Source organism: Flavobacterium erigeronis (genome assembly GCF_054075165.1).
The window spans coordinates 327,102-345,016 of sequence record NZ_JBSKGP010000002.1; the positions used below are offsets into that span (position 1 = coordinate 327,102).

General features: G+C 33.5%; 20 protein-coding genes. 4 read left to right on the plus strand and 16 right to left on the minus strand.

All coding sequences use genetic code 11. From position 1 onward, the window contains the following. Positions 1-66: 66 nt before the first annotated feature. From ACWA1F_RS05415 to ACWA1F_RS05425, 3 genes are all read left to right on the plus strand, one after another. Positions 67-840, plus strand: coding sequence for a glycerophosphodiester phosphodiesterase family protein (locus ACWA1F_RS05415; protein WP_456892242.1), 774 nt, complete (start codon positions 67-69; stop codon positions 838-840). Positions 841-869: 29 nt separating this feature from the next. Then, positions 870-2,789 (plus strand): discoidin domain-containing protein, encoded by a 1,920-nt coding sequence (locus tag ACWA1F_RS05420; RefSeq protein ID WP_456892244.1) that lies wholly within the window; start codon positions 870-872, stop codon positions 2,787-2,789. A 166-nt stretch (positions 2,790-2,955) separates the two neighbouring features. Further along, positions 2,956-4,347, plus strand: a complete 1,392-nt coding sequence (locus ACWA1F_RS05425) for a M20/M25/M40 family metallo-hydrolase (protein ID WP_456892246.1) — start codon at positions 2,956-2,958, stop codon at positions 4,345-4,347. A 138-nt stretch (positions 4,348-4,485) separates the two neighbouring features. Here the strand turns inward: ACWA1F_RS05425 and ACWA1F_RS05430 are convergent, their stop codons facing one another. The 16 genes from ACWA1F_RS05430 to ACWA1F_RS05505 all read right to left on the minus strand — a co-directional run bounded on the left by ACWA1F_RS05430 (position 4,486) and on the right by ACWA1F_RS05505 (position 16,733). Next, positions 4,486-4,788: a hypothetical protein gene (locus ACWA1F_RS05430; RefSeq protein ID WP_306157593.1), complete on the minus strand. Its 303-nt coding sequence runs from the start codon at positions 4,786-4,788 to the stop codon at positions 4,486-4,488. Between the two features lie 5 nt (positions 4,789-4,793). Next, the gene (locus tag ACWA1F_RS05435) at positions 4,794-5,246 is read right to left on the minus strand and encodes a hypothetical protein (protein ID WP_456892248.1); all 453 of its coding nucleotides are present in this window, start codon (positions 5,244-5,246) and stop codon (positions 4,794-4,796) included. Between the two features lie 90 nt (positions 5,247-5,336). Beyond that, entirely contained in the window at positions 5,337-6,014 is a 678-nt protein-coding gene (locus tag ACWA1F_RS05440) for a YiiX family permuted papain-like enzyme (RefSeq protein WP_456892250.1), read from the minus strand. 100 nt (positions 6,015-6,114) lie between these two features. Further along, positions 6,115-7,020: a hypothetical protein gene (locus ACWA1F_RS05445; protein ID WP_456892252.1), complete on the minus strand. Its 906-nt coding sequence runs from the start codon at positions 7,018-7,020 to the stop codon at positions 6,115-6,117. 20 nt (positions 7,021-7,040) lie between these two features. Beyond that, on the minus strand, positions 7,041-7,859 hold the full coding sequence (gene kdsA / locus ACWA1F_RS05450) for a 3-deoxy-8-phosphooctulonate synthase (protein WP_306157928.1): 819 nt from the start codon (positions 7,857-7,859) through the stop codon (positions 7,041-7,043). A 267-nt stretch (positions 7,860-8,126) separates the two neighbouring features. Further along, positions 8,127-8,450 carry a hypothetical protein gene (locus tag ACWA1F_RS05455; protein WP_456892254.1) on the minus strand — a complete coding sequence of 108 codons (324 nt, stop codon included), beginning with the start codon at positions 8,448-8,450 and terminating at the stop codon, positions 8,127-8,129. Positions 8,451-8,472: 22 nt separating this feature from the next. After that, complete coding sequence (locus tag ACWA1F_RS05460) at positions 8,473-8,922, minus strand: 2-dehydro-3-deoxyphosphooctonate aldolase (RefSeq protein WP_456892256.1); 450 nt, start codon at positions 8,920-8,922, stop codon at positions 8,473-8,475. Between the two features lie 20 nt (positions 8,923-8,942). Then, positions 8,943-9,629 carry a lysoplasmalogenase gene (locus ACWA1F_RS05465; RefSeq protein WP_456892257.1) on the minus strand — a complete coding sequence of 229 codons (687 nt, stop codon included), beginning with the start codon at positions 9,627-9,629 and terminating at the stop codon, positions 8,943-8,945. A gap of 8 nt (positions 9,630-9,637) precedes the next feature. After that, on the minus strand, positions 9,638-10,909 hold the full coding sequence (locus ACWA1F_RS05470; RefSeq protein WP_456892259.1) for a sterol desaturase family protein: 1,272 nt from the start codon (positions 10,907-10,909) through the stop codon (positions 9,638-9,640). Between the two features lie 64 nt (positions 10,910-10,973). Further along, on the minus strand, positions 10,974-11,249 hold the full coding sequence (locus tag ACWA1F_RS05475) for an ATP-dependent Clp protease adaptor ClpS (RefSeq protein ID WP_111376979.1): 276 nt from the start codon (positions 11,247-11,249) through the stop codon (positions 10,974-10,976). A gap of 36 nt (positions 11,250-11,285) precedes the next feature. Further along, entirely contained in the window at positions 11,286-12,119 is an 834-nt protein-coding gene (gene prmA, locus ACWA1F_RS05480) for a 50S ribosomal protein L11 methyltransferase (RefSeq protein ID WP_306157611.1), read from the minus strand. A 289-nt stretch (positions 12,120-12,408) separates the two neighbouring features. Then, positions 12,409-13,161, minus strand: coding sequence for a triose-phosphate isomerase (gene tpiA, locus ACWA1F_RS05485; RefSeq protein WP_456892262.1), 753 nt, complete (start codon positions 13,159-13,161; stop codon positions 12,409-12,411). Between the two features lie 144 nt (positions 13,162-13,305). Then, on the minus strand, positions 13,306-13,803 hold the full coding sequence (locus ACWA1F_RS05490; RefSeq protein WP_456892264.1) for a TlpA family protein disulfide reductase: 498 nt from the start codon (positions 13,801-13,803) through the stop codon (positions 13,306-13,308). A 649-nt stretch (positions 13,804-14,452) separates the two neighbouring features. Next, positions 14,453-14,908, minus strand: a complete 456-nt coding sequence (locus ACWA1F_RS05495) for a DUF2750 domain-containing protein (protein ID WP_456892266.1) — start codon at positions 14,906-14,908, stop codon at positions 14,453-14,455. Between the two features lie 88 nt (positions 14,909-14,996). Then, positions 14,997-16,097, minus strand: a complete 1,101-nt coding sequence (locus tag ACWA1F_RS05500) for a BT_3928 family protein (protein WP_456892268.1) — start codon at positions 16,095-16,097, stop codon at positions 14,997-14,999. 93 nt (positions 16,098-16,190) lie between these two features. Continuing rightward, positions 16,191-16,733 carry a DUF1599 domain-containing protein gene (locus tag ACWA1F_RS05505; RefSeq protein ID WP_456892270.1) on the minus strand — a complete coding sequence of 181 codons (543 nt, stop codon included), beginning with the start codon at positions 16,731-16,733 and terminating at the stop codon, positions 16,191-16,193. Between the two features lie 233 nt (positions 16,734-16,966). On the opposite strand from ACWA1F_RS05505, the gene folP reads away from it, so the two are divergent. After that, on the plus strand, positions 16,967-17,791 hold the full coding sequence (gene folP, locus ACWA1F_RS05510; RefSeq protein ID WP_456892272.1) for a dihydropteroate synthase: 825 nt from the start codon (positions 16,967-16,969) through the stop codon (positions 17,789-17,791). The last annotated feature ends 124 nt before the right edge of the window (positions 17,792-17,915 follow it).

Consider the following 17,915-nt stretch of genomic DNA (forward strand, 5'->3'; position numbering starts at 1 on the left):
CCTTCATTTGGAGGGCTTTTTTTCTAAAATGGATGGCCTTTTTGTAATTTTTTAACTACGATTATTATGAATACTTTGAAAATATTTACCGCTGTATGTCTGATTGCTTTTTCATACAGTAATGCACAAAAAAATGCTATCGTAGCACATCGCGGAGCTTGGAAAAAAAATAATCTGCCAGAAAACTCGATTGCGGCTTTAAGACATGCAATCGATCTAAAATTGCCAGGTTCAGAATTTGATGTTTGGAGAACCGCAGATGATTCGCTTGTCATTAATCACGATGCGCATTATAACAAACTGCTTATTGAAGAAACGAATTATGCAGATTTGATAAAATTTAAACTTTCTAACGGAGAGAAACTTCCAACACTTCATGAATATATTTCAGAAGGAATGCGAAACAACAAACACACGCTTTTGGTTTGCGAAATCAAACCTTCAGAAATTAGTAAAGAAAGAGGACAAAAAACGGGTGTAGCAGCAGTCGAAACCATTAAAAAATTAAAAGCCAATAAAAATACCTGCTACATCAGTTTTGATTATGATATTCTAAAGAAAATCAGATCCATAGATTCTAAAACTTCTTTGCAATATTTAGAAGGAAACAAATCTCCAAAAGAAGTAAAAGCAGATAAAATTAATGGAGTCGATTATCATTATTCTGTCTTTCAAAAACATCCAGAATGGATAAAAGAAGCAAAGGATAACAAAGTTATTCTAAATGCTTGGACTGTAAATGATGCTAAGGATATGGATTGGATTATTGCACATAAATTCAATTACATTACCACAAACGAACCCGAACTTTTGAAGGAAAGAAAGGAGCTTAAAAAATAAGCTCAAAACTTAACTAAAGAAATCTAACCATGAAGAATATATTTAAACAAATTAAGCCATTTGTAATGTTTTCGATGCTTTTCGGAAGCAGTCTTATGGCGCAAAATTCTGGTAAAACAGAATGGTTTGATCCTAACAGACCAGCAACAACTTATTGTAATCCGATCAATATCGGATACAATTTTACAACACATAATCATAATAGAATTCCAGAATCACGTCGTTCAAGCGCCGATCCGGTTATTATAACTTATAAAGGTGAATATTATTTATTTGCTACCAATCAGGCAGGTTTCTTTTGGAGTAAAGATATGTCAGATTGGAATTTCGTTTACGGAAGTTTCCAAAGACAGCCAGGCGACGACGATCAGTGCGCTCCTGCGGCTTGGGTTGTAAATGATACTTTATTTTATGTGGGTTCGACTTGGAAAAGAGATCATCCGATTTGGAAAACAGCAGATCCAAAATCTGGAAGATGGACACGCCACGTAGACAAAGCAATGTTGCCAACTTGGGATCCAGCAATTTTTCAAGATGATGATAAAAAAGTATACATGTACTACGGTTCAAGCGGAAAATTGCCACTTGTAGGAGTTGAGGTAGATTATAATACTTGGCTTCCAAAAGGAAATCAAGCCGATTACGCGACATTGTACAAAGCTACTGAAGTAGAAGATATTCAGCGTCCTTACGGGCAGATCAAAGAAGTTGCTATTCTTGATCCTTCAGCTCACGGATGGGAACGTTTTGGACCAAATAATGATATGGAGCCAGCGCCGTGGGGGAATTTCATTGAAGGAGCTTGGATGACCAAACACAACGGAAAATATTATATGCAGTACGGAGCGCCAGCAACCGAATTTAAAGGTTATGCAAATGGTGTTCACGTTGGAGATAATCCGTTAGGGCCATTTACGTATCAAAAGCACAATCCAATGTCGTATAAACCAGGCGGATTTGTAATTGGAGCTGGACACGGAAATACTTTTGCTGATAATTATGGTAATTACTGGAATACCGGAACGTGCAAAATTTCTATAAAAGACCGTTTCGAGCGCCGTATTGATATGTTTCCTGCAGGATTTGACAAAGACGATGTCATGTATTCTATTACTGCTTACGGCGATTTTCCAATCGTTTTGCCGACAAGCGAGCGCGATCAGACCAAAGGCGCTTCATCTGGATGGATGCTGCTTTCGTACAAAAAGCCTGTAACAGTTTCTTCTTCTGAAGAATGTATGGAAGTAGAAACGCACAGAATGGATCACGGCGGTAAAAAAGTATACGAGAAATTCTGTTATGGCCCTGAAAATCTTACTGATGAAAACATTCAAACGTATTGGTCCGCTAAAACAAGCAATCCTGGCGAATGGCTTCAAATGGATTTAGGAAGATCGATGGAAATCAATGCTCTTCAGATCAATTACGCAGATCATAAAGCTACACAGTTTAATAAAGCTATGGATATTTATTATCAGTACAAAATTTTTATGTCTGATGATGCCCAAAACTGGACTTTGGTTGTCGATAAATCTAAAAACGATAAAGATGCGCCTCACGATTATGTAGAGCTTTCAAAACCATTTAAAGCGCGTTACATTAAAATGGAAAACATTCATAATGCATCTGGATTATTTGCAATTTCAGATTTCAGAGTTTTCGGAAACGGATTGGCGGCAAAACCAAAAGCAGTTGCTTCTTTCAAAGTAGACAGAAACAAGGCAGATTCTAGAAACACTATGATTTCGTGGAAAAAACAAACGGATGCAATTGGTTATAATATTTATTACGGAATTGCTCCAGACAAATTGTACAACAGTATTATGGTTTATGGAGATAATACGTATGACTTTAGAGGTTTAGATAAAGGAACAAAGTATTATTTTACAATAGAACCTTTTAATGAAAACGGAATCGGGACAAAAAATAAGATTATAGAAGTAAAATAATCTTTATTTATTGAATATATAAAAGCTCTAATTGCAAATTGAAGAATTTGCAATTAGAGCTTTTTTTTGAGAAAAGGTTGAAGAAAAAGCGCTCTAACTGTCAGGAATTTTGTTCCTTTGTGAACGTGCCCAAAGCACAATAAACTCCAAAATTACTATCAAAACTATGAAAAAAACGATTCTTTTAACTGCTTTAGTTTTAAACGGATTGACATCTTTTGCACAGACAAACGATGAAAAAAACATCAAATTATTTTACAAAAAAGCTTTAACCGAAGCAAAATGTTACACTTGGCTAGAATATTTGTCAAATGACATCGGTGCTCGTTTATCTGGATCTAAAGGAGCAGAACAAGCAGTGGATTATACTAAAAGACAATTGGAAGGTTTAGGACTTGACAAAGTTTACCTGCAAGAAGTTATGGTGCCTCACTGGGTTAGAGGAGAAAAAGAAACGGCATTTATCCTTGACGGAAAAGTAAAAACAACTGTGCCTATTTGTGCATTGGGAGGTTCTGTTGCAACACCAAAAACTGGTCTTACTGCAGAAATTATCGAAGTTCAAGGAATTAAAGAATTAGCAGAATTAGGAGCAGATAAGGTAAAAGGAAAAATTGTTTTCTACAACAGACCAATGAATCCTGAAAACATCGAAACTTTTACTTCTTACGGAGCTTGCGTTGACCAAAGATATGCAGGAGCAAAAGAAGCTGCTAAATTAGGAGCTGTAGGAACAATTGTTCGTTCTATGAATTTACGTTTAGACGATTTTCCACATACAGGTGCGCAAAGTTACGGTGACTTGCCAAAAGAACAATATATTCCAACAGCGGCAATCAGTACAAATGGTGCAGAATTGTTGAGCAAATCTTTAAAAGTAAATCCAGCTTTAAAATTTTATTTCAAACAATCTTGTGAGACTTTGCCAGACGCTTTGTCTTATAACGTAATTGGAGAATTGACAGGAAGCGTAACTCCAGAAAACATTATGGTTGTTGGCGGACACTTAGATTCTTGGGATTTAGCAGACGGTTCTCACGATGATGGAGCAGGAGTAGTGCAAAGTATGGAAGTAATTCGTATTTTGAAAAACCTAAACTACAAACCTAAAAATACGATTCGTGTAGTATTGTTTATGAATGAAGAGAACGGAGGAAGAGGCGGTGCTAAATATGAAGAAGTTTCTAAACAAAAGAAAGAGAATCACATTTTTGCACTAGAAAGCGATTCAGGCGGATTTTCTCCAAGAGGATTTTCAATTGAAGCTGACGATGCTAATTTGAAAAAAATACAAGGTTACAAAGATCTTTTTGAGCCTTATTTAGTGCACAGTTTTACAATTGGGCACGCAGGTTCAGATATTAGCCATTTGACGTCTCAAGCTATTGTTAAAGCTGGTTTAAAACCAGATTCTCAGCGTTATTTTGATTATCACCACGCAGCAAACGATACTTTTGATGCTATCAATAAAAGAGAATTAGAGCTTGGTGCAGCAACAATGACTACATTAATGTATTTATTAGACCAAAACGGAATCGAAATCAAAAAAGCGAATTAAGATTCTAACGACAAACAACGAAAAGCCATAAGTTTTACTTGTGGCTTTTTTGTTTGAATTCCGTAGGAATGATTCCTATTGTAGTGACGTCCCGATAGCTATCGGGATTAATCCGTCTGAGGTGGGTGAATGTGCCAATTATGATTTCATCACAATCAAATAATAGAAAAAGAGGATCGGAATATTAGAAAGCAGGATTAGAATTTTCATTCCAATATCTTTTCGGTGTTGAGGTAAATGAATAAACTTTTCCATTAAATGAAAAAACATGATCGTATTGACAACAATGCCAGCCAAAGCAAATGGCCAAGCAATAACCAAAACCATGGCATTTCCATGTGAAAGAATGTAGAGCATAAATAAAAGTGTGCTAATGATAAAGGTTCCAACAGCTAATTCAATAGATTGTTTTTCTTCAAAAGGATTATGAATTGTTTTCATGATTTTTAAATTTTAAAAGTTTGCTGAATAGTTAGAATAGGCATCCAAAGCATTTTTGAGAAATCCATATAATGAAAAGAATGCGCTTGTTTCCCCCTTTTAAATTGCTGAATAAAGTAACGCATACGTTTCGGATAGAAAACAGTGCCAGTTAAAATGACCATAAACAAATACAAGCTTGTCTTTCCATTTCCAAGTAAATAATACTGCATTCCGATTTCTTCATAAACGCTTACGCCTGTATTGGTCAAAACATGAATAATGTCGTGATCTTCCAGTTTTTCCTGAAGATCAAAATGATTTTTGTATAGAAAATTTCCCAGCCCAAATCCTAAAGTTCCCTCTGGATAATCCATTAAACTATCTTTGTCAATATTCCAAGGTTCATTTTTCTTGAAATATTTCTGATAGGGTTTTTTAGAGCATTCATACAGTTTTTCAATTAAATAGTCTCTCATAGGTTAGTTTTAAAAGTTCTTTGAATTTCAAAGTAAAATAGTAAATAAAAAAGCTAGAAATGATAAAGCAATCTAGCTTTTTAAAATATATTAATAAGTATCTATTACGGTTTTCAAAATATCAGAATCGGCAATATCAGAAGGAGCAACGACTTTTTCTTCTAACGGAATTTCGTTTCCATAACGCTCTTTCAATATTTTCTGAACTCTCGGATCTGTTAAATTGAAATCTTTCAGCTCACGAAGTTTAGACAATTCAATTCCTGCCGCATTTTTATAAATTTTCCAGATCAATTCAGAACAATAAATTTTATTGTCTGTCCATTCAAAATAAGCATCATATTCTTTACCATCAAACTGCTGACTGTAGTCTTTCATTTTTTGCAAAACTTCAGGTTTTAAAACGCTTTCATCTTTCAATCGTTTCACCACATAGTTGCTATCTCTTCCATGTTTAATCCAATCTTCAAGAGGTGTTAGTTTGACAGGCTGAACGGCTTCAAAAACAAACCATTTTCCTTTAATATCATAAATAATTCCGCAATGAGAAAACTTCGAATTTGTCGCAATACGAACTGCTTCACATTGCTTAGATTCTGAAGTCTGAAAAATCAAATCGCCATCTTTAAACTTGCTTGCTACTGTTTTTTCTGTTTTAGATTTCCCAGTAAACGGATTATTTGGAAAAACCTTTATCGCAACAAATAGCGCACAGCCAAAACTCAAGATAAAAGTGATGATGGGAAATAGATATTTTTTGCTTTTCATAAAGTATAATTTAAAGTACTTTGAGTTACAAAGTAAATAATAAAAAAAATAGCTGCCAAATAAAATGACAGCTATTTTTATAAATATATTTTACGAAATATTAGATTCTAAAAATACCCCCAACAGCAATAATACGTTGGAAATAAGTAAAGTGCTGAGAAGCTTTATCCTCAGGACTTGTTGTAGTTTTAATATCCTGCATGTTGATGTAACCACCTTTTAGCTCTCCTTGAAGATAGAAGTGTTTAAAAAAGGTAATGTTTAAACCTGCTTTTGCAGAAACACCGTAACCAGAAACGTGAAAATCATCATGACGTTCTTTACCTAAAAGTGTAGTATTTGTTTTGGGATACAAAATACCAGCTCCTAATCCTTCAGTTAAATTAATTTGAACTTTATCAATATTTGGCAGTCCAAACCATTTTGAAATATCATCAAATCTTGCCACCTCAGTATGAACGTAATTTAAACCGTCAGTGTGCTCATACATTAAAAAAGCAGGACCATCTAAATTAATATCACCTTTACCGTAACCACCTTCTCTAGCACCACCTTGAGACATGTCTACAGGTCTATTATTGTATTCTCCATTGTAGATTGACCCAGGATCATCTGCAGGCAAATTGATATTTCCGTTTACGTTTGCAATTTGATTCTGTGACATTACGTACTTCATGTGGTCTACACCAATTGAAACACTGTAATGATCGCTGAAAAAGTAACCAAATCTCAAATTTGTTTGAGGAATAGTCATGTTAGCAGGATTTATATAGTCCACGTGCCAACCTTTTGGTTTGTCATGAGCTTGCATATTTTCAACTGTAAAGTTGTAATCTTTACCTCTAAAGTTTACATCAGATTTTGAATAGCTTTCTCTATTTCCGCCCCACATTACAAAGAATTTTCCTTTGTTGTGAGCTGCGTATTTTTGTACTGGTATTTCTTCCTGAGCAAATGTGTTTAGAGAAACACAAGCCAGTAAGAAAAATAAAATTTTTGTTTTCAAAGAACTTAGTATTATAATTTTTAGAATGCGTTAACTGTTTTTCTGATAGCAACTAACTTGTTCATTAAACCTTCAAAATAGTCTAAATGAAGCATATTAGCACCATCACTTTTTGCGTTAGCAGGATCAAAATGAGTTTCAATAAAAATCCCATCAACACCAACTGCAATTCCCGCCTTAGCAACGGTTTCGATCATGTCAGGTCTTCCTCCTGTAACACCAGCAGTTTGATTTGGCTGTTGTAAAGAGTGCGTTACGTCTAGAACTGTTGAAGCATATTGTTGCATAGTAGGAATTCCTCTAAAATCAACAATCATATCTTGGTACCCAAACATTGTACCGCGATCTGTAACCATTACATTTTCATTATTGCAATCTAATACCTTCTGAACAGCATGTTTCATGCTCTCTGGACTCATAAATTGCCCTTTTTTCAAGTTTACTACTTTTCCAGTGTTGGCAGCTGCCACAACAAGATCAGTTTGGCGAACTAAAAATGCAGGAATTTGTAAAACGTCAACGTACTGTGCTGCCATGTCAGCATCTTCGTTTGTATGGATATCTGTAACTGTCGGAACATGAAAAGTTTCTGAAACTTTTCTTAAGATTTTTAAAGCTTTTTCGTCACCAATTCCAGAGAAACTATCAATTCTAGATCGGTTTGCTTTTTTAAAAGACCCTTTAAAAACATAAGGAATTTGAAGTTTGTCGGTAATACCAACTAATTTTTCAGCAATTCTCAATGCCATTTCTTCTCCTTCAATAGCGCAAGGCCCAGCAAGTAAAAAGAAATTTCCGCTTTCAGTATGCTTAATTTGTGGAATATTGTGTATGTTCATCATATGAATTTTTGGTAGTGCAAAGGTAGGTATGATTTATGAGTTTCAGATTAAGATTTAAGATTATTTTATGAAGCTATTCCTGCTATTCGCTTCAATCTTTTTATCGTAATCCTTTTTTTCTTGGTCGTTGCAGGAGCTTCCGTTGGTCGCTCTGCAACGACCAGAAAAAATAGGCTTTCTCAAAAAAGGATTTCCGCTCCTATCAGGGCTAGGAGTTTAGTGGAATTAAGAAAAATTAAGTTAATTGTTTTCTTTTAATCAAAACTATTGTTCTAATTTCTTGTCTCTAAATCTCTTAATAAAAAATTGTACGACAATAGTCAGCAAAAGCAATAGTCCAGCTAAGAAATTTGCTGAAACAATAGGAAGCATAATCAAACCGCATCTAGTTTGAAATTCAGGATTAGCATTTAGATTTTCTGATGCGATATAAACCGAAAGAAAAGATAACGGAATTTGAAGCAAAACAGTTGTGATGCTAATAGGAACGAATTTTAGGTTTGTTGTTTTATTAATCGCTTTAGTGCCCCAGATTATCTGAATCAATAAAGGAATTAGAAGCAATACAAAAGGAGATATTCCGTACATCGTAAATTTTTTATTGAGGATTTTATTGTTTTAACCTCAATCCCATCGGAACCATTAAAATTCCTTTTTCATAAATATTCAAATACAGCTTCACAGGCTTTTTCTGTCCGTCCCATTTCAATTCATATACATTCAAAAAACCAGCGCCCATATTGCTTCTTTTAGTAGGGAAAGGGCAGCAGGTTTCTAATCTTTCATAAGTTATTTTTTCACCATTTGGACCTGCCAATGCGTTTAAGAAACGTGTTTCATTTAAAGCCTCATTGTTCGTATTTTGAAAAAATATATTAATAGGATAATCTGGATCGTAACCGTACTTTTTATCTTTAGCAAATTGTGTTATAGCAAAAGTATTATCCTTCTTCAAAATCAAATCTGGTGCATTGTCATCCACATTTTTTAAAGTGGATTTTGTGCTTACGCAAGAAGAGGCGCTAATTAATAAAACAATTAAAAGAGCTATTTTTTTCATGGTTGAGGTTATTGCAAAAGTTAAACGGTTTGCTGTATTTTTTTCGGATTTAGTCTTAAAACACCAACTACAATCAGATATTGTGCCAGAAGATACGTTAGCATAATAAAAAAGGAACTTTTAGGAATTGGAGCATAAAATTTATTTACGGCCAAAATGCTGTCAGAAGCGATAAAGAAAATGGCGCCTAAAAACACAAGCTGATTGCCTGGTTTTTCCCAAACTAAAAATCCGTTAAAAGCAAATAAAAGCATAATTGAAATTACCGAAGCGTAAATAGAAACTGGAATTTCAAGATCTCCCAAATAAGGCATTAAAACGGCTACCATTCCAATTAAATAGACAGCAATTAAGATGCTCCCCAATATAAAAACAGGTTTGTTTTGCTTTTTTCTGATTCTTTTCTGCCTATTAAAAAGAATGCAGTAGATAATATGCGCCGTTAGAAAAAATACGAGTCCTAGAATAAAATAAATTTCGCCAAGATCTGTAAAAAGCAGAATAACATCTCCAAGCCATGAAAGTGCGAGCGCCGCCAATAAAATATTCTGACTTGGAAATTTTCTATAAAAATAAGCTCCAAATCCGATGGTTGGTATCAGAATCGGTTTAAGAAAGAGATCAAAACGCTCGTAACCGCAAAGCAGAAGTATAAGGTAAACTATACTAAATGCGACATAGATTTTAAAAAAAGAGGAGTTTCTCATAATAGGGGTTATGAATTGATATATTGGTTTTGGTTGGTTTTAAATTCAAAATTGACAAAATAAAGTGTCATTAAAAAAGGGATGATCAGGTAGGTAAAAATAATATAATTACCAATTGGAATTACACGATTTAAACCAAACCAATCACCATAATAGCCTACAATGCAAATTGCAATCGCTAATCGTATGCCTTCCCATAAAGGCGCAAACCTACTTTTGTCCATTAACTCTGTATAGCTATATATGGTTGCGAAAATAAAAAAGCCGTAGACAAAAATATTCGGAAGACCAATTTTTGCAATATTCTCAAACAGATAACTTACAAATAACAATGTTATTAAGACTTGGACAACAGACCAGTATATTAATTTTTGAGAATTTTGCGTGCCGTATTTTTCAAAATTAAAAACATCTTCAATTTTGTTGACAGGATACTTTTCCTCAAAATTTTCAGGACGCCAGCCTGTTGGTTTGAACCAAATGGTGAGTTTATCTTTCCATTTTGGAGCTCGCCACGCATCTTTTATCAATAAACTCAAATGCTGAAAATTTATTTTAATAGGGTTCCAAGTATTTGCAGGTCTTGTAATTCCGAAAACAGGAGGAACATCATCCAATTCTTCTTGAAAAGTGCCAAAAAGCTTATCCCAAAAAATAAAAATCTGTGAATGATTTTTGTCTAAATATTCTGGATTAATAGCATGATGCACACGATGATGCGAAGGCGTTACCAGAATATGCTCAACAAATCCCATTTTCTTGATATGTTTGGTATGGTACCAAAACTGCAAAAATAAATGAATAGGAAGCGTAATGGCAATTACCGAAGCAGGAACGCCCAATAAAGCTGCTGGAATCAATAAAAACGTAAAAAGATTAACCAGACTCGCAATAGGTTGGCGCAATGCACAGGCAAGGTTAAATTCTTCGCTGCTGTGGTGTATGGCATGTTTGTTCCAAAGAAAATTAATCTGATGTGCCAGACGATGGCTCCAGTAGCCGTAAAAATCAATTACAAAAAAAGCGATGAAATAGGAGAGAACGCTTGGTTCTAAATGCTGCAAAGCGATTTTGGAAACTAGCCATTCGTAAGAAAGAAAAGTTACGCTAAGTCCCAAAACATCTTTAACCGAATTGGTAATGCCAGAACTTATGCTGGATACGCTGTCTATTAATGGAGCAGTGTCGTTTTTTTTATAAATGCCATAAATTTTTTCAATAATAATCAAGGCTAAAAAAACCGGCATTGCAATAATTAATATTTTTCCGTATTCTTCCATAAAAAAAGCATTCTATTTTTTCCAAATATAGAATAAAATAGAATGCTTTTTAAATTATTTGCAATTAAACGATTTCGGCGCTAAGACCCGCTTCTAAAAGTTGTGTGCATTGAGGTTTAAGTTTTTCAATCGGGCCTGTTTTTACAGTGCATTTCCCGTTGTAATGTACAATCAAAGAACATTGCTCGGCTTGCTCAGCGGTGTGGCTGCAAACACGCATAAGAGTATCAATTACGTGATCAAAAGTATTTACATCATCATTGTAAACAATGATCTCGTTATTAAAAGCAATGGCTTCTTTTTCGCGAACTCTTTCTCTTACTTTTTCTTTAGTACTCATATTATATGGTTTTTGTACTGAATTGATTATCAGTATCTAATTTACGTATTTTAAAGATACCCAGTTGTTTCTCTGAAGCTTTTTAACATAAGTTAAACCTTTCTCAACACAGGAAGCATCGATAAACGGAATGTCTTCTTCATAAAAACCGCTAAAAAGAATTATCCCTTTCGGATTCAAAGCATCAGCATACGCCTGCATATCATTCAATAAAATATTTCTGTTGATGTTGGCAATAATCAAATCGTATTTTTTTCCTGCCAATAAAGCCGCATCGCCCTCATAAACGCTGATATGTTTGCAATTATTGCGTTCCGCATTTTCAATTGAATTCAAATAACACCAATTGTCAATATCAATAGCGTCGATTGGTTCTGCGCCTTTCATCTCTGCCAGAATAGCTAAAATTGCTGTTCCGCAGCCCATGTCAAGTGTTTTTAAACCTTTTACGTCCATTTCTAGTAAATGCTGAATCATCATGTGAGTCGTTTCATGATGACCAGTTCCAAAGCTCATTTTTGGTTCAATTACAATATCAAACTCTGCATCCGTTTTTGGGTGAAAAGGAGCGCGAACATGGCATTTTCCATCAACATCAATAGGTTCGAAATTTTTCTCCCATTCCTCGTTCCAGTTAATCTGATCGATTTCTTCAATTGTATATTCAATTTTAAACTCTTCAGACTGTAAAATGTAAATATCATCCAGAATATTTTCGTCCCATAAATCCTTCTTCACAAAAGCTGAAATTCCGTTTTCTGTTTCCGTAAAACTTTCAAACGCTTTTTCGCCCAATTCCGCAACTAAAATCTCCGATCCAAGTTCTTTTGGCTCAATCGTAAAATGATATCCTAAATATATATTTGACATAAAAAAAATTTTTGCAAAGATAAGAATAGAAAGCAAAAGTTCTTCATTTTTTAAACCATATAAGTGATATAAGTATATATAAATTCTCTCTACAGCTGTAGCCGTGATAATTAATAGCACATATAAAAAAGAACATAAAAAAAGCGTTCGCTTTAGCGAACGCTTTTTTTATAGAGATTTAAAAATCTAAAATCTAAAATCTAAAATCTAAAATCTAAAATCTAAAATCTAAAATCTAAAATCTAAAATCTAAAATCTAAAATCTAAATCTAAATCTAAAATCTAAAATTTAGATAGCCGTAACGATAGCTAAGAAATCGTCTGCTTTTAAAGCTGCACCTCCAATTAGACCACCATCAACGTCTGGTTTACCGAAAATTTCTTTAGCGTTTTCTGGTTTAACAGAACCACCGTATAAAATAGAAACTTCATCTGCGATGTCAGCTCCGAAAGCTTTACGGATAGTTTCTCTAATAAATTCGTGCATTTCCTGAGCTTGTTCTGGTGAAGCAGTTTCTCCAGTTCCGATAGCCCAAACTGGTTCGTATGCCAAAACAATTTTAGACCAAGATTCTTTTGCAATATGGAAAACTCCGTCACGCAATTGGTTTTCAACAATGTTGAAGTGATTATCAGACTGACGGTCTTTTAATTCTTCTCCAAAACAGAAAATAACTGTCATATCGTGTTTTAATGCAGTATCAACTTTGTTTGCGATTAAAGCATCTGTTTCGTGAAAAATAGCTCTACGCTCAGAGTGACCTAAAATTACTGTGTTTACGCCAATGCTTGTTAACATATCTGCAGAAATTTCTCCTGTAAATGCACCGCCTTCAGCTTGGTGAACGTTTTGAGCAGAAACTCCGATAGTTGTATTTTTTAATTTTGCAGCAGCAGCCTGTAAGTTTACAAAAGTTGGCGCTACAATTACTTGTGCATTTGTTTTTGCTGGAATTTTAGCAATTAATTCATTTAATAATTCTTCAGTTTGCGCTGCGTTTTTATGCATTTTCCAGTTTCCTGCAACAATCGATTTTCTCATTTTGGTAGTTTTATATTATTTTTTTTGTTTTTGTTTAAATTTTTAATTTCAACGAAATCTATTCAAAATTAAAATTGATTTTTGTCATTATCATTGAAGTTGTCATTGAAATTGATTTTTGACATTGACATTTGATATTGAAAATTATTTTAATCCTTTTAAAGTAGAGTCGATTTTATCGAAATCAGTTTCAATTGCACGGTATAAAACGATTTTTCCAGTTTTGTCTACAACAATGTATCTCGGAATCCAGTCTAAGTCGATCGCTTTTCCAAAAAGACCTTTCATTCCGTCATTCATCATATAGTGATCGCCTGTGTTCAATTCGTGTTTTTCGATTCCTGCTTTCCATTTTTCAGCCGTTTTATCAGCAGAAATAAATAAGTAAGACACATCAGGATTGTTAGCTTGCAATTCTTTTAATTTTGGCATTGCTTTTACACAGTCACCACACCAAGAAGCCCAAACTTCGATAACCAAAGTTTTTCCTTTATATTTTTTTAAAATGTTTTTGAATGCAACCTGACTTCCATCAGAGGCTAATAATTTCTCAGATAAAGCTTCTTTAGAAAAAGCCGTTTTCTGAGCTTGCGAGCAAGAAAAAGTAATAAATGCAATTACTGCAAGGACTAATTGTTTCATATTTTAATTAAATTATATTTTTAGTAAGGTACTGAATTCACAAAGTTAAACAAACAAATGGAATGCCAATTGTAGATTAACAAAATTTGAACAGTCGGTTATTTTGTAACAAATCGACAGTTTTTGGTTGAAAAATCGGTATTGAAATCGTAATAGTTGAGGTGGAAAATGATGTTTTTTTCTAGCGGAGCTATTTTAGAAATAAAAAAAGGATGAAAATTTTATTTTTAAAAGAAGATTTTAAGTGAAAAAACGTCAGGTTTTAATCAAAAAAGTCTTCAATAATTTAAAATTTACTGAAGACTTTTTTGTGTTTTTTGAATGCTTAATTCAATTCATAGTTTCCATTTGCCCATTTTTTACTTGGAACAATCCAAGCGTCGAGAGACTTATACAAAAATCCATGTTTAAGGCCTGTATTCAATTCAATTTGTTTGAAATGATTGATCTTTAGTTTTGAAAGTCCAAATTTAAATGGACTTTGCTGTTTGTTTTGTAAATGTAAGATTATATTTCAAATTTAAAAATTAAGGAATTGACTTCTTTTTGTTTGTCTGATTCCATGATTTTTAAATTATTTAATTTTTTATTAATTCTAACTTTAGAATTGATGTTAGTCTTTTTCTTAATTGATTTCATAGTCATTTTTTTATTTTAAGGCTTCTTTAACTTGATTTTCTAAATCTAGAATTCCTTCATAATTTTGAAATTCTAACTCTTTTTCCGTCTTTTTTAATTCTGCTAGCAGTACTAATATTAAATCGTATCCTTCAATTTCATAGCCAAACATATTTTGGTCAAAATTTAATCCAACAAGTAATCCGTCATTATCCATACCGACACACCAGTTTTCAATAAAATCATTTAATTGTATTTCTACTGGTTTATAATCTTCCCATCCATTTTTAGAACAAACTTTAGCTCTAATTTCTTCAGACCAAAAACAGATTATTTCAATTGGATTTCCTTCTTCATCTTCAAGTTCGTTGGAAGCTGAGGTAGCAAAACCCATTTCATTTTTTAATCCATATACAATATTTGTTTCACAAACTTTTTTTATGAACTTTTCATAATTTAATCTTACATCAATATGATTTTTAAACATTGCTTTTTGTATTGTAGGTTAGTAAAAAAAACTCCAATTCAAATGTAATTGAATTGGAGTTTTAAAGTTTTCTATTTTGTGAGAAATTTTACAATTTCAAATCCTCAACATCATTATAATGTACTTTTTGAGCTATAGTTCCGTCATGAACCACAACAATGCTTGGATTGGCTCTTTCAACTGTTTTCAAAGCGGTTCCGTCACAGAAATAGAAATCAATATCTAACGCATAATTCTTTTTAGCTTTAGCAATTTCCTCAGCTCCAGAAGCCGTCATTCCAATTACTTTGTAACCTTTAGCTTTTGCATCTGTTGTAACTTTTGCTAGTTTTTTCATTCCCTCAGGATTCGATAAATTCAAATCGTAAGTTACGTAGATTAGCAATTTAGGCTCTTTTAATAATTCTTCTTTATAATCAGAATCGTCTTTAGTCATCGTGAAATCGTGAATAGGAGGAATGTAGCCTTCAGTGATTACTTTGTCTTTACGATCAACGAAAGTTGCTCCTTCAGGAATATTCATCAAATCTTTTTCTGTAAATTCTTTATCGACACCATTTACTTTGTAGATAAAAATCATTTCTACAACCGATTTTGGAGCCCCTTCTGGAATTTCCATTCCTTTCTCGATGTTAGTTCCCACTTTGTACGGACGGAAATCTTTGATCGGATTATGGTTGATAACCCAAACAGCCATTAATACGCATAAAACTATGCTTATTAAAACAATAATGTTAGTTACAATTTTTGAAAATAAAGGTTTTACTAATTTTTTATTGATGAATAAAATCAAGATAAAGAAAAGTAAAACAACATCTTTGGTGAAAGACTGCCAAGGTGTTAAATGTAAGGCATCTCCAAAACAGCCGCAATCTTTTACTACGTCAAAATAGGCAGAATAGAAAGTAAGGAATGTAAAGAAAACAATCAGCAATAATAAAGCCCAAATAGTCAGTTTTGATTTATAGCCAACCAAAAGCATTACACCCAAAACAACTTCTAAAATCACTAAAAAGATTGCTAATCCTAAAGCTAAAGGCTCTAAAAATGGCATATTGAAAACAGGTTCGCTAAAATATTCTGCCAATTTATAAGAGAAACCAACTGGATCGTTTAATTTTATTAATCCGGAAATGATAAAAAGTACACCGACAAATAAGCGGGAGAATTGAGTAATGATGTTTTTCATAAAAATTTCATTTTTAAAATTCCTCCCGATAGCTATCGGGACCAAATTCCAATTTTAAAATGAGGTTGGAATTTGGAATTTAAATATTGGAATTTATTTATTGATGGGGTTTAGAATTAGGGCAAAAACAGAATAATTAATCATATCCTGATAATTGGCATCGATACCTTCAGAAACGATTGTTTTTCCTTTATTGTCTTCAATTTGCTTAACGCGAAGGATTTTCTGCAAGATCAAATCGGTTAAAGAACTAACGCGCATATCACGCCATGCTTCGCCGTAATCGTGATTTTTGGCTTCCATTAAATCTTTGGTCAATTTTACTTTAGCATCGTATAATTCAGTTGCTTTTTCAACGTCAAGATCTGGCTGATCTGCAACTCCAAGTTCTAACTGAATTAAAGCCATAATAGAATAATTGATGATTCCGATAAATTCGCCTTTTTCATCCTCATCAACTTTACGGATTTCGTTTTCCTGCAAACTTCTGATTCTTTGCGCTTTTATAAAAATCTGATCGGTAAGCGATGGCAGTCTTAAAATTCTCCATGCGCTTCCGTAATCTGTCATTTTATTGATAAACAAGGTTCGGCAAACCGAAATTACATTATCAAATTCTTGAGAAGTATTCTTCATTTATTGCTGTATATTTGCTAAAATTTCTTCAAAAATAGGGATTATATTAAATAGTTTCAAGTTTCGGGTTTTCTTTGTTTCAAGTTTTTTCCAAACAAATTGTTAACGCTGTAACTGGAAACAATTTCAAATAGTTTCAAGTTTCAGGTTTCAAGTTCTTGAACTTGCGTAATCTGTGATAACTTTAAACATATAAAACTTGAAACTTGAAACAAATTAAAACTTGAAACAAAATGTTTATTAATTGTAAAGGCCGTTTGATAGATTTGGAAATTCCTAAAGTAATGGGAATTCTGAACGTGACGCCAAATTCATTTTTCGACGGCGGAAAATATAAAAACGAATCAGAGATCATTTCGCAAGTAGAAAAAATGCTTTCTGAAGGCGCTGATTTTATAGATATCGGAGCTTATTCAAGTAAACCGAGCGCTGAATTTGTAACCGAGCAAGAAGAAATCGATCGAATTGTTCCTGCGATCGAATTGATTTTAAAGCATTTTCCAGAAACATTATTGTCGATTGATACTTTTAGGGCTGAAGTGGCGAAAGTAAGTATAGAAAGCGGTGCGGCGATTATAAATGATATTGCTGCTGGTGAACTGGACGAAAAAATGTTTGAGATTATTGCCCAATACAACGTTCCGTACATCATGATGCACATGCGAGGCAATCCGCAGACGATGCAGAGCTTGACGCAATATGATGATATTATAAAAGAAATGCTTTTTTATTTTTCTGAAAAAGTAGCAAAAGCAAGAAGTCTCGGAATCAACGATTTAATTCTAGATCCAGGTTTCGGTTTCGCCAAAACAACCGATCAGAATTATGAAGTGATGCAGAAAATGGAGCTTTTTAATGTTTTAGAATTACCTGTTTTAGCAGGAATTTCAAGAAAATCAATGATTTATAAAGCTCTTGACATTACGCCACAAGAAGCTTTAAACGGAACAACATTTCTAAATACAATTGCGTTAACAAAAGGTGCAAAAATTCTTCGTGTTCATGATGTAAAAGAAGCGGTGGAATGTGTTACTTTGTTTGAAAAAATGAGTTATTAAATTTCTAGTATGTCATTGCGAGGAACGAAGCAACCTCATTAGCAAAATAAAACTGTGTGTTATCGCAGTGTGTTTGCTTCGTTCCTCGCAATGACATACTTTGTGTAGATTCTTTGTGTAAAAA

Excerpts from the sequence above, each read along its gene's own strand:
- ACWA1F_RS05415 (WP_456892242.1), top strand. The coding sequence starts at position 67 with ATGAATACTTTGAAAATATTTACCGCTGTATGTCTGATTGCTTTTTCA.
- ACWA1F_RS05420 (WP_456892244.1), top strand. The coding sequence starts at position 870 with ATGAAGAATATATTTAAACAAATTAAGCCATTTGTAATGTTTTCGATG.
- ACWA1F_RS05425 (WP_456892246.1), top strand. The coding sequence starts at position 2,956 with ATGAAAAAAACGATTCTTTTAACTGCTTTAGTTTTAAACGGATTGACA.
- ACWA1F_RS05430 (WP_306157593.1), bottom strand. The coding sequence starts at position 4,788 with ATGAAAACAATTCATAATCCTTTTGAAGAAAAACAATCTATTGAATTA.
- ACWA1F_RS05435 (WP_456892248.1), bottom strand. The coding sequence starts at position 5,246 with ATGAGAGACTATTTAATTGAAAAACTGTATGAATGCTCTAAAAAACCC.
- ACWA1F_RS05440 (WP_456892250.1), bottom strand. The coding sequence starts at position 6,014 with ATGAAAAGCAAAAAATATCTATTTCCCATCATCACTTTTATCTTGAGT.
- kdsA (WP_306157928.1), bottom strand. The coding sequence starts at position 7,859 with ATGAACATACACAATATTCCACAAATTAAGCATACTGAAAGCGGAAAT.
- ACWA1F_RS05455 (WP_456892254.1), bottom strand. The coding sequence starts at position 8,450 with ATGTACGGAATATCTCCTTTTGTATTGCTTCTAATTCCTTTATTGATT.
- ACWA1F_RS05460 (WP_456892256.1), bottom strand. The coding sequence starts at position 8,922 with ATGAAAAAAATAGCTCTTTTAATTGTTTTATTAATTAGCGCCTCTTCT.
- ACWA1F_RS05465 (WP_456892257.1), bottom strand. The coding sequence starts at position 9,629 with ATGAGAAACTCCTCTTTTTTTAAAATCTATGTCGCATTTAGTATAGTT.
- ACWA1F_RS05470 (WP_456892259.1), bottom strand. The coding sequence starts at position 10,909 with ATGGAAGAATACGGAAAAATATTAATTATTGCAATGCCGGTTTTTTTA.
- ACWA1F_RS05475 (WP_111376979.1), bottom strand. The coding sequence starts at position 11,249 with ATGAGTACTAAAGAAAAAGTAAGAGAAAGAGTTCGCGAAAAAGAAGCC.
- prmA (WP_306157611.1), bottom strand. The coding sequence starts at position 12,119 with ATGTCAAATATATATTTAGGATATCATTTTACGATTGAGCCAAAAGAA.
- tpiA (WP_456892262.1), bottom strand. The coding sequence starts at position 13,161 with ATGAGAAAATCGATTGTTGCAGGAAACTGGAAAATGCATAAAAACGCA.
- ACWA1F_RS05490 (WP_456892264.1), bottom strand. The coding sequence starts at position 13,803 with ATGAAACAATTAGTCCTTGCAGTAATTGCATTTATTACTTTTTCTTGC.
- ACWA1F_RS05495 (WP_456892266.1), bottom strand. The coding sequence starts at position 14,908 with ATGTTTAAAAATCATATTGATGTAAGATTAAATTATGAAAAGTTCATA.
- ACWA1F_RS05500 (WP_456892268.1), bottom strand. The coding sequence starts at position 16,097 with ATGAAAAACATCATTACTCAATTCTCCCGCTTATTTGTCGGTGTACTT.
- ACWA1F_RS05505 (WP_456892270.1), bottom strand. The coding sequence starts at position 16,733 with ATGAAGAATACTTCTCAAGAATTTGATAATGTAATTTCGGTTTGCCGA.
- folP (WP_456892272.1), top strand. The coding sequence starts at position 16,967 with ATGTTTATTAATTGTAAAGGCCGTTTGATAGATTTGGAAATTCCTAAA.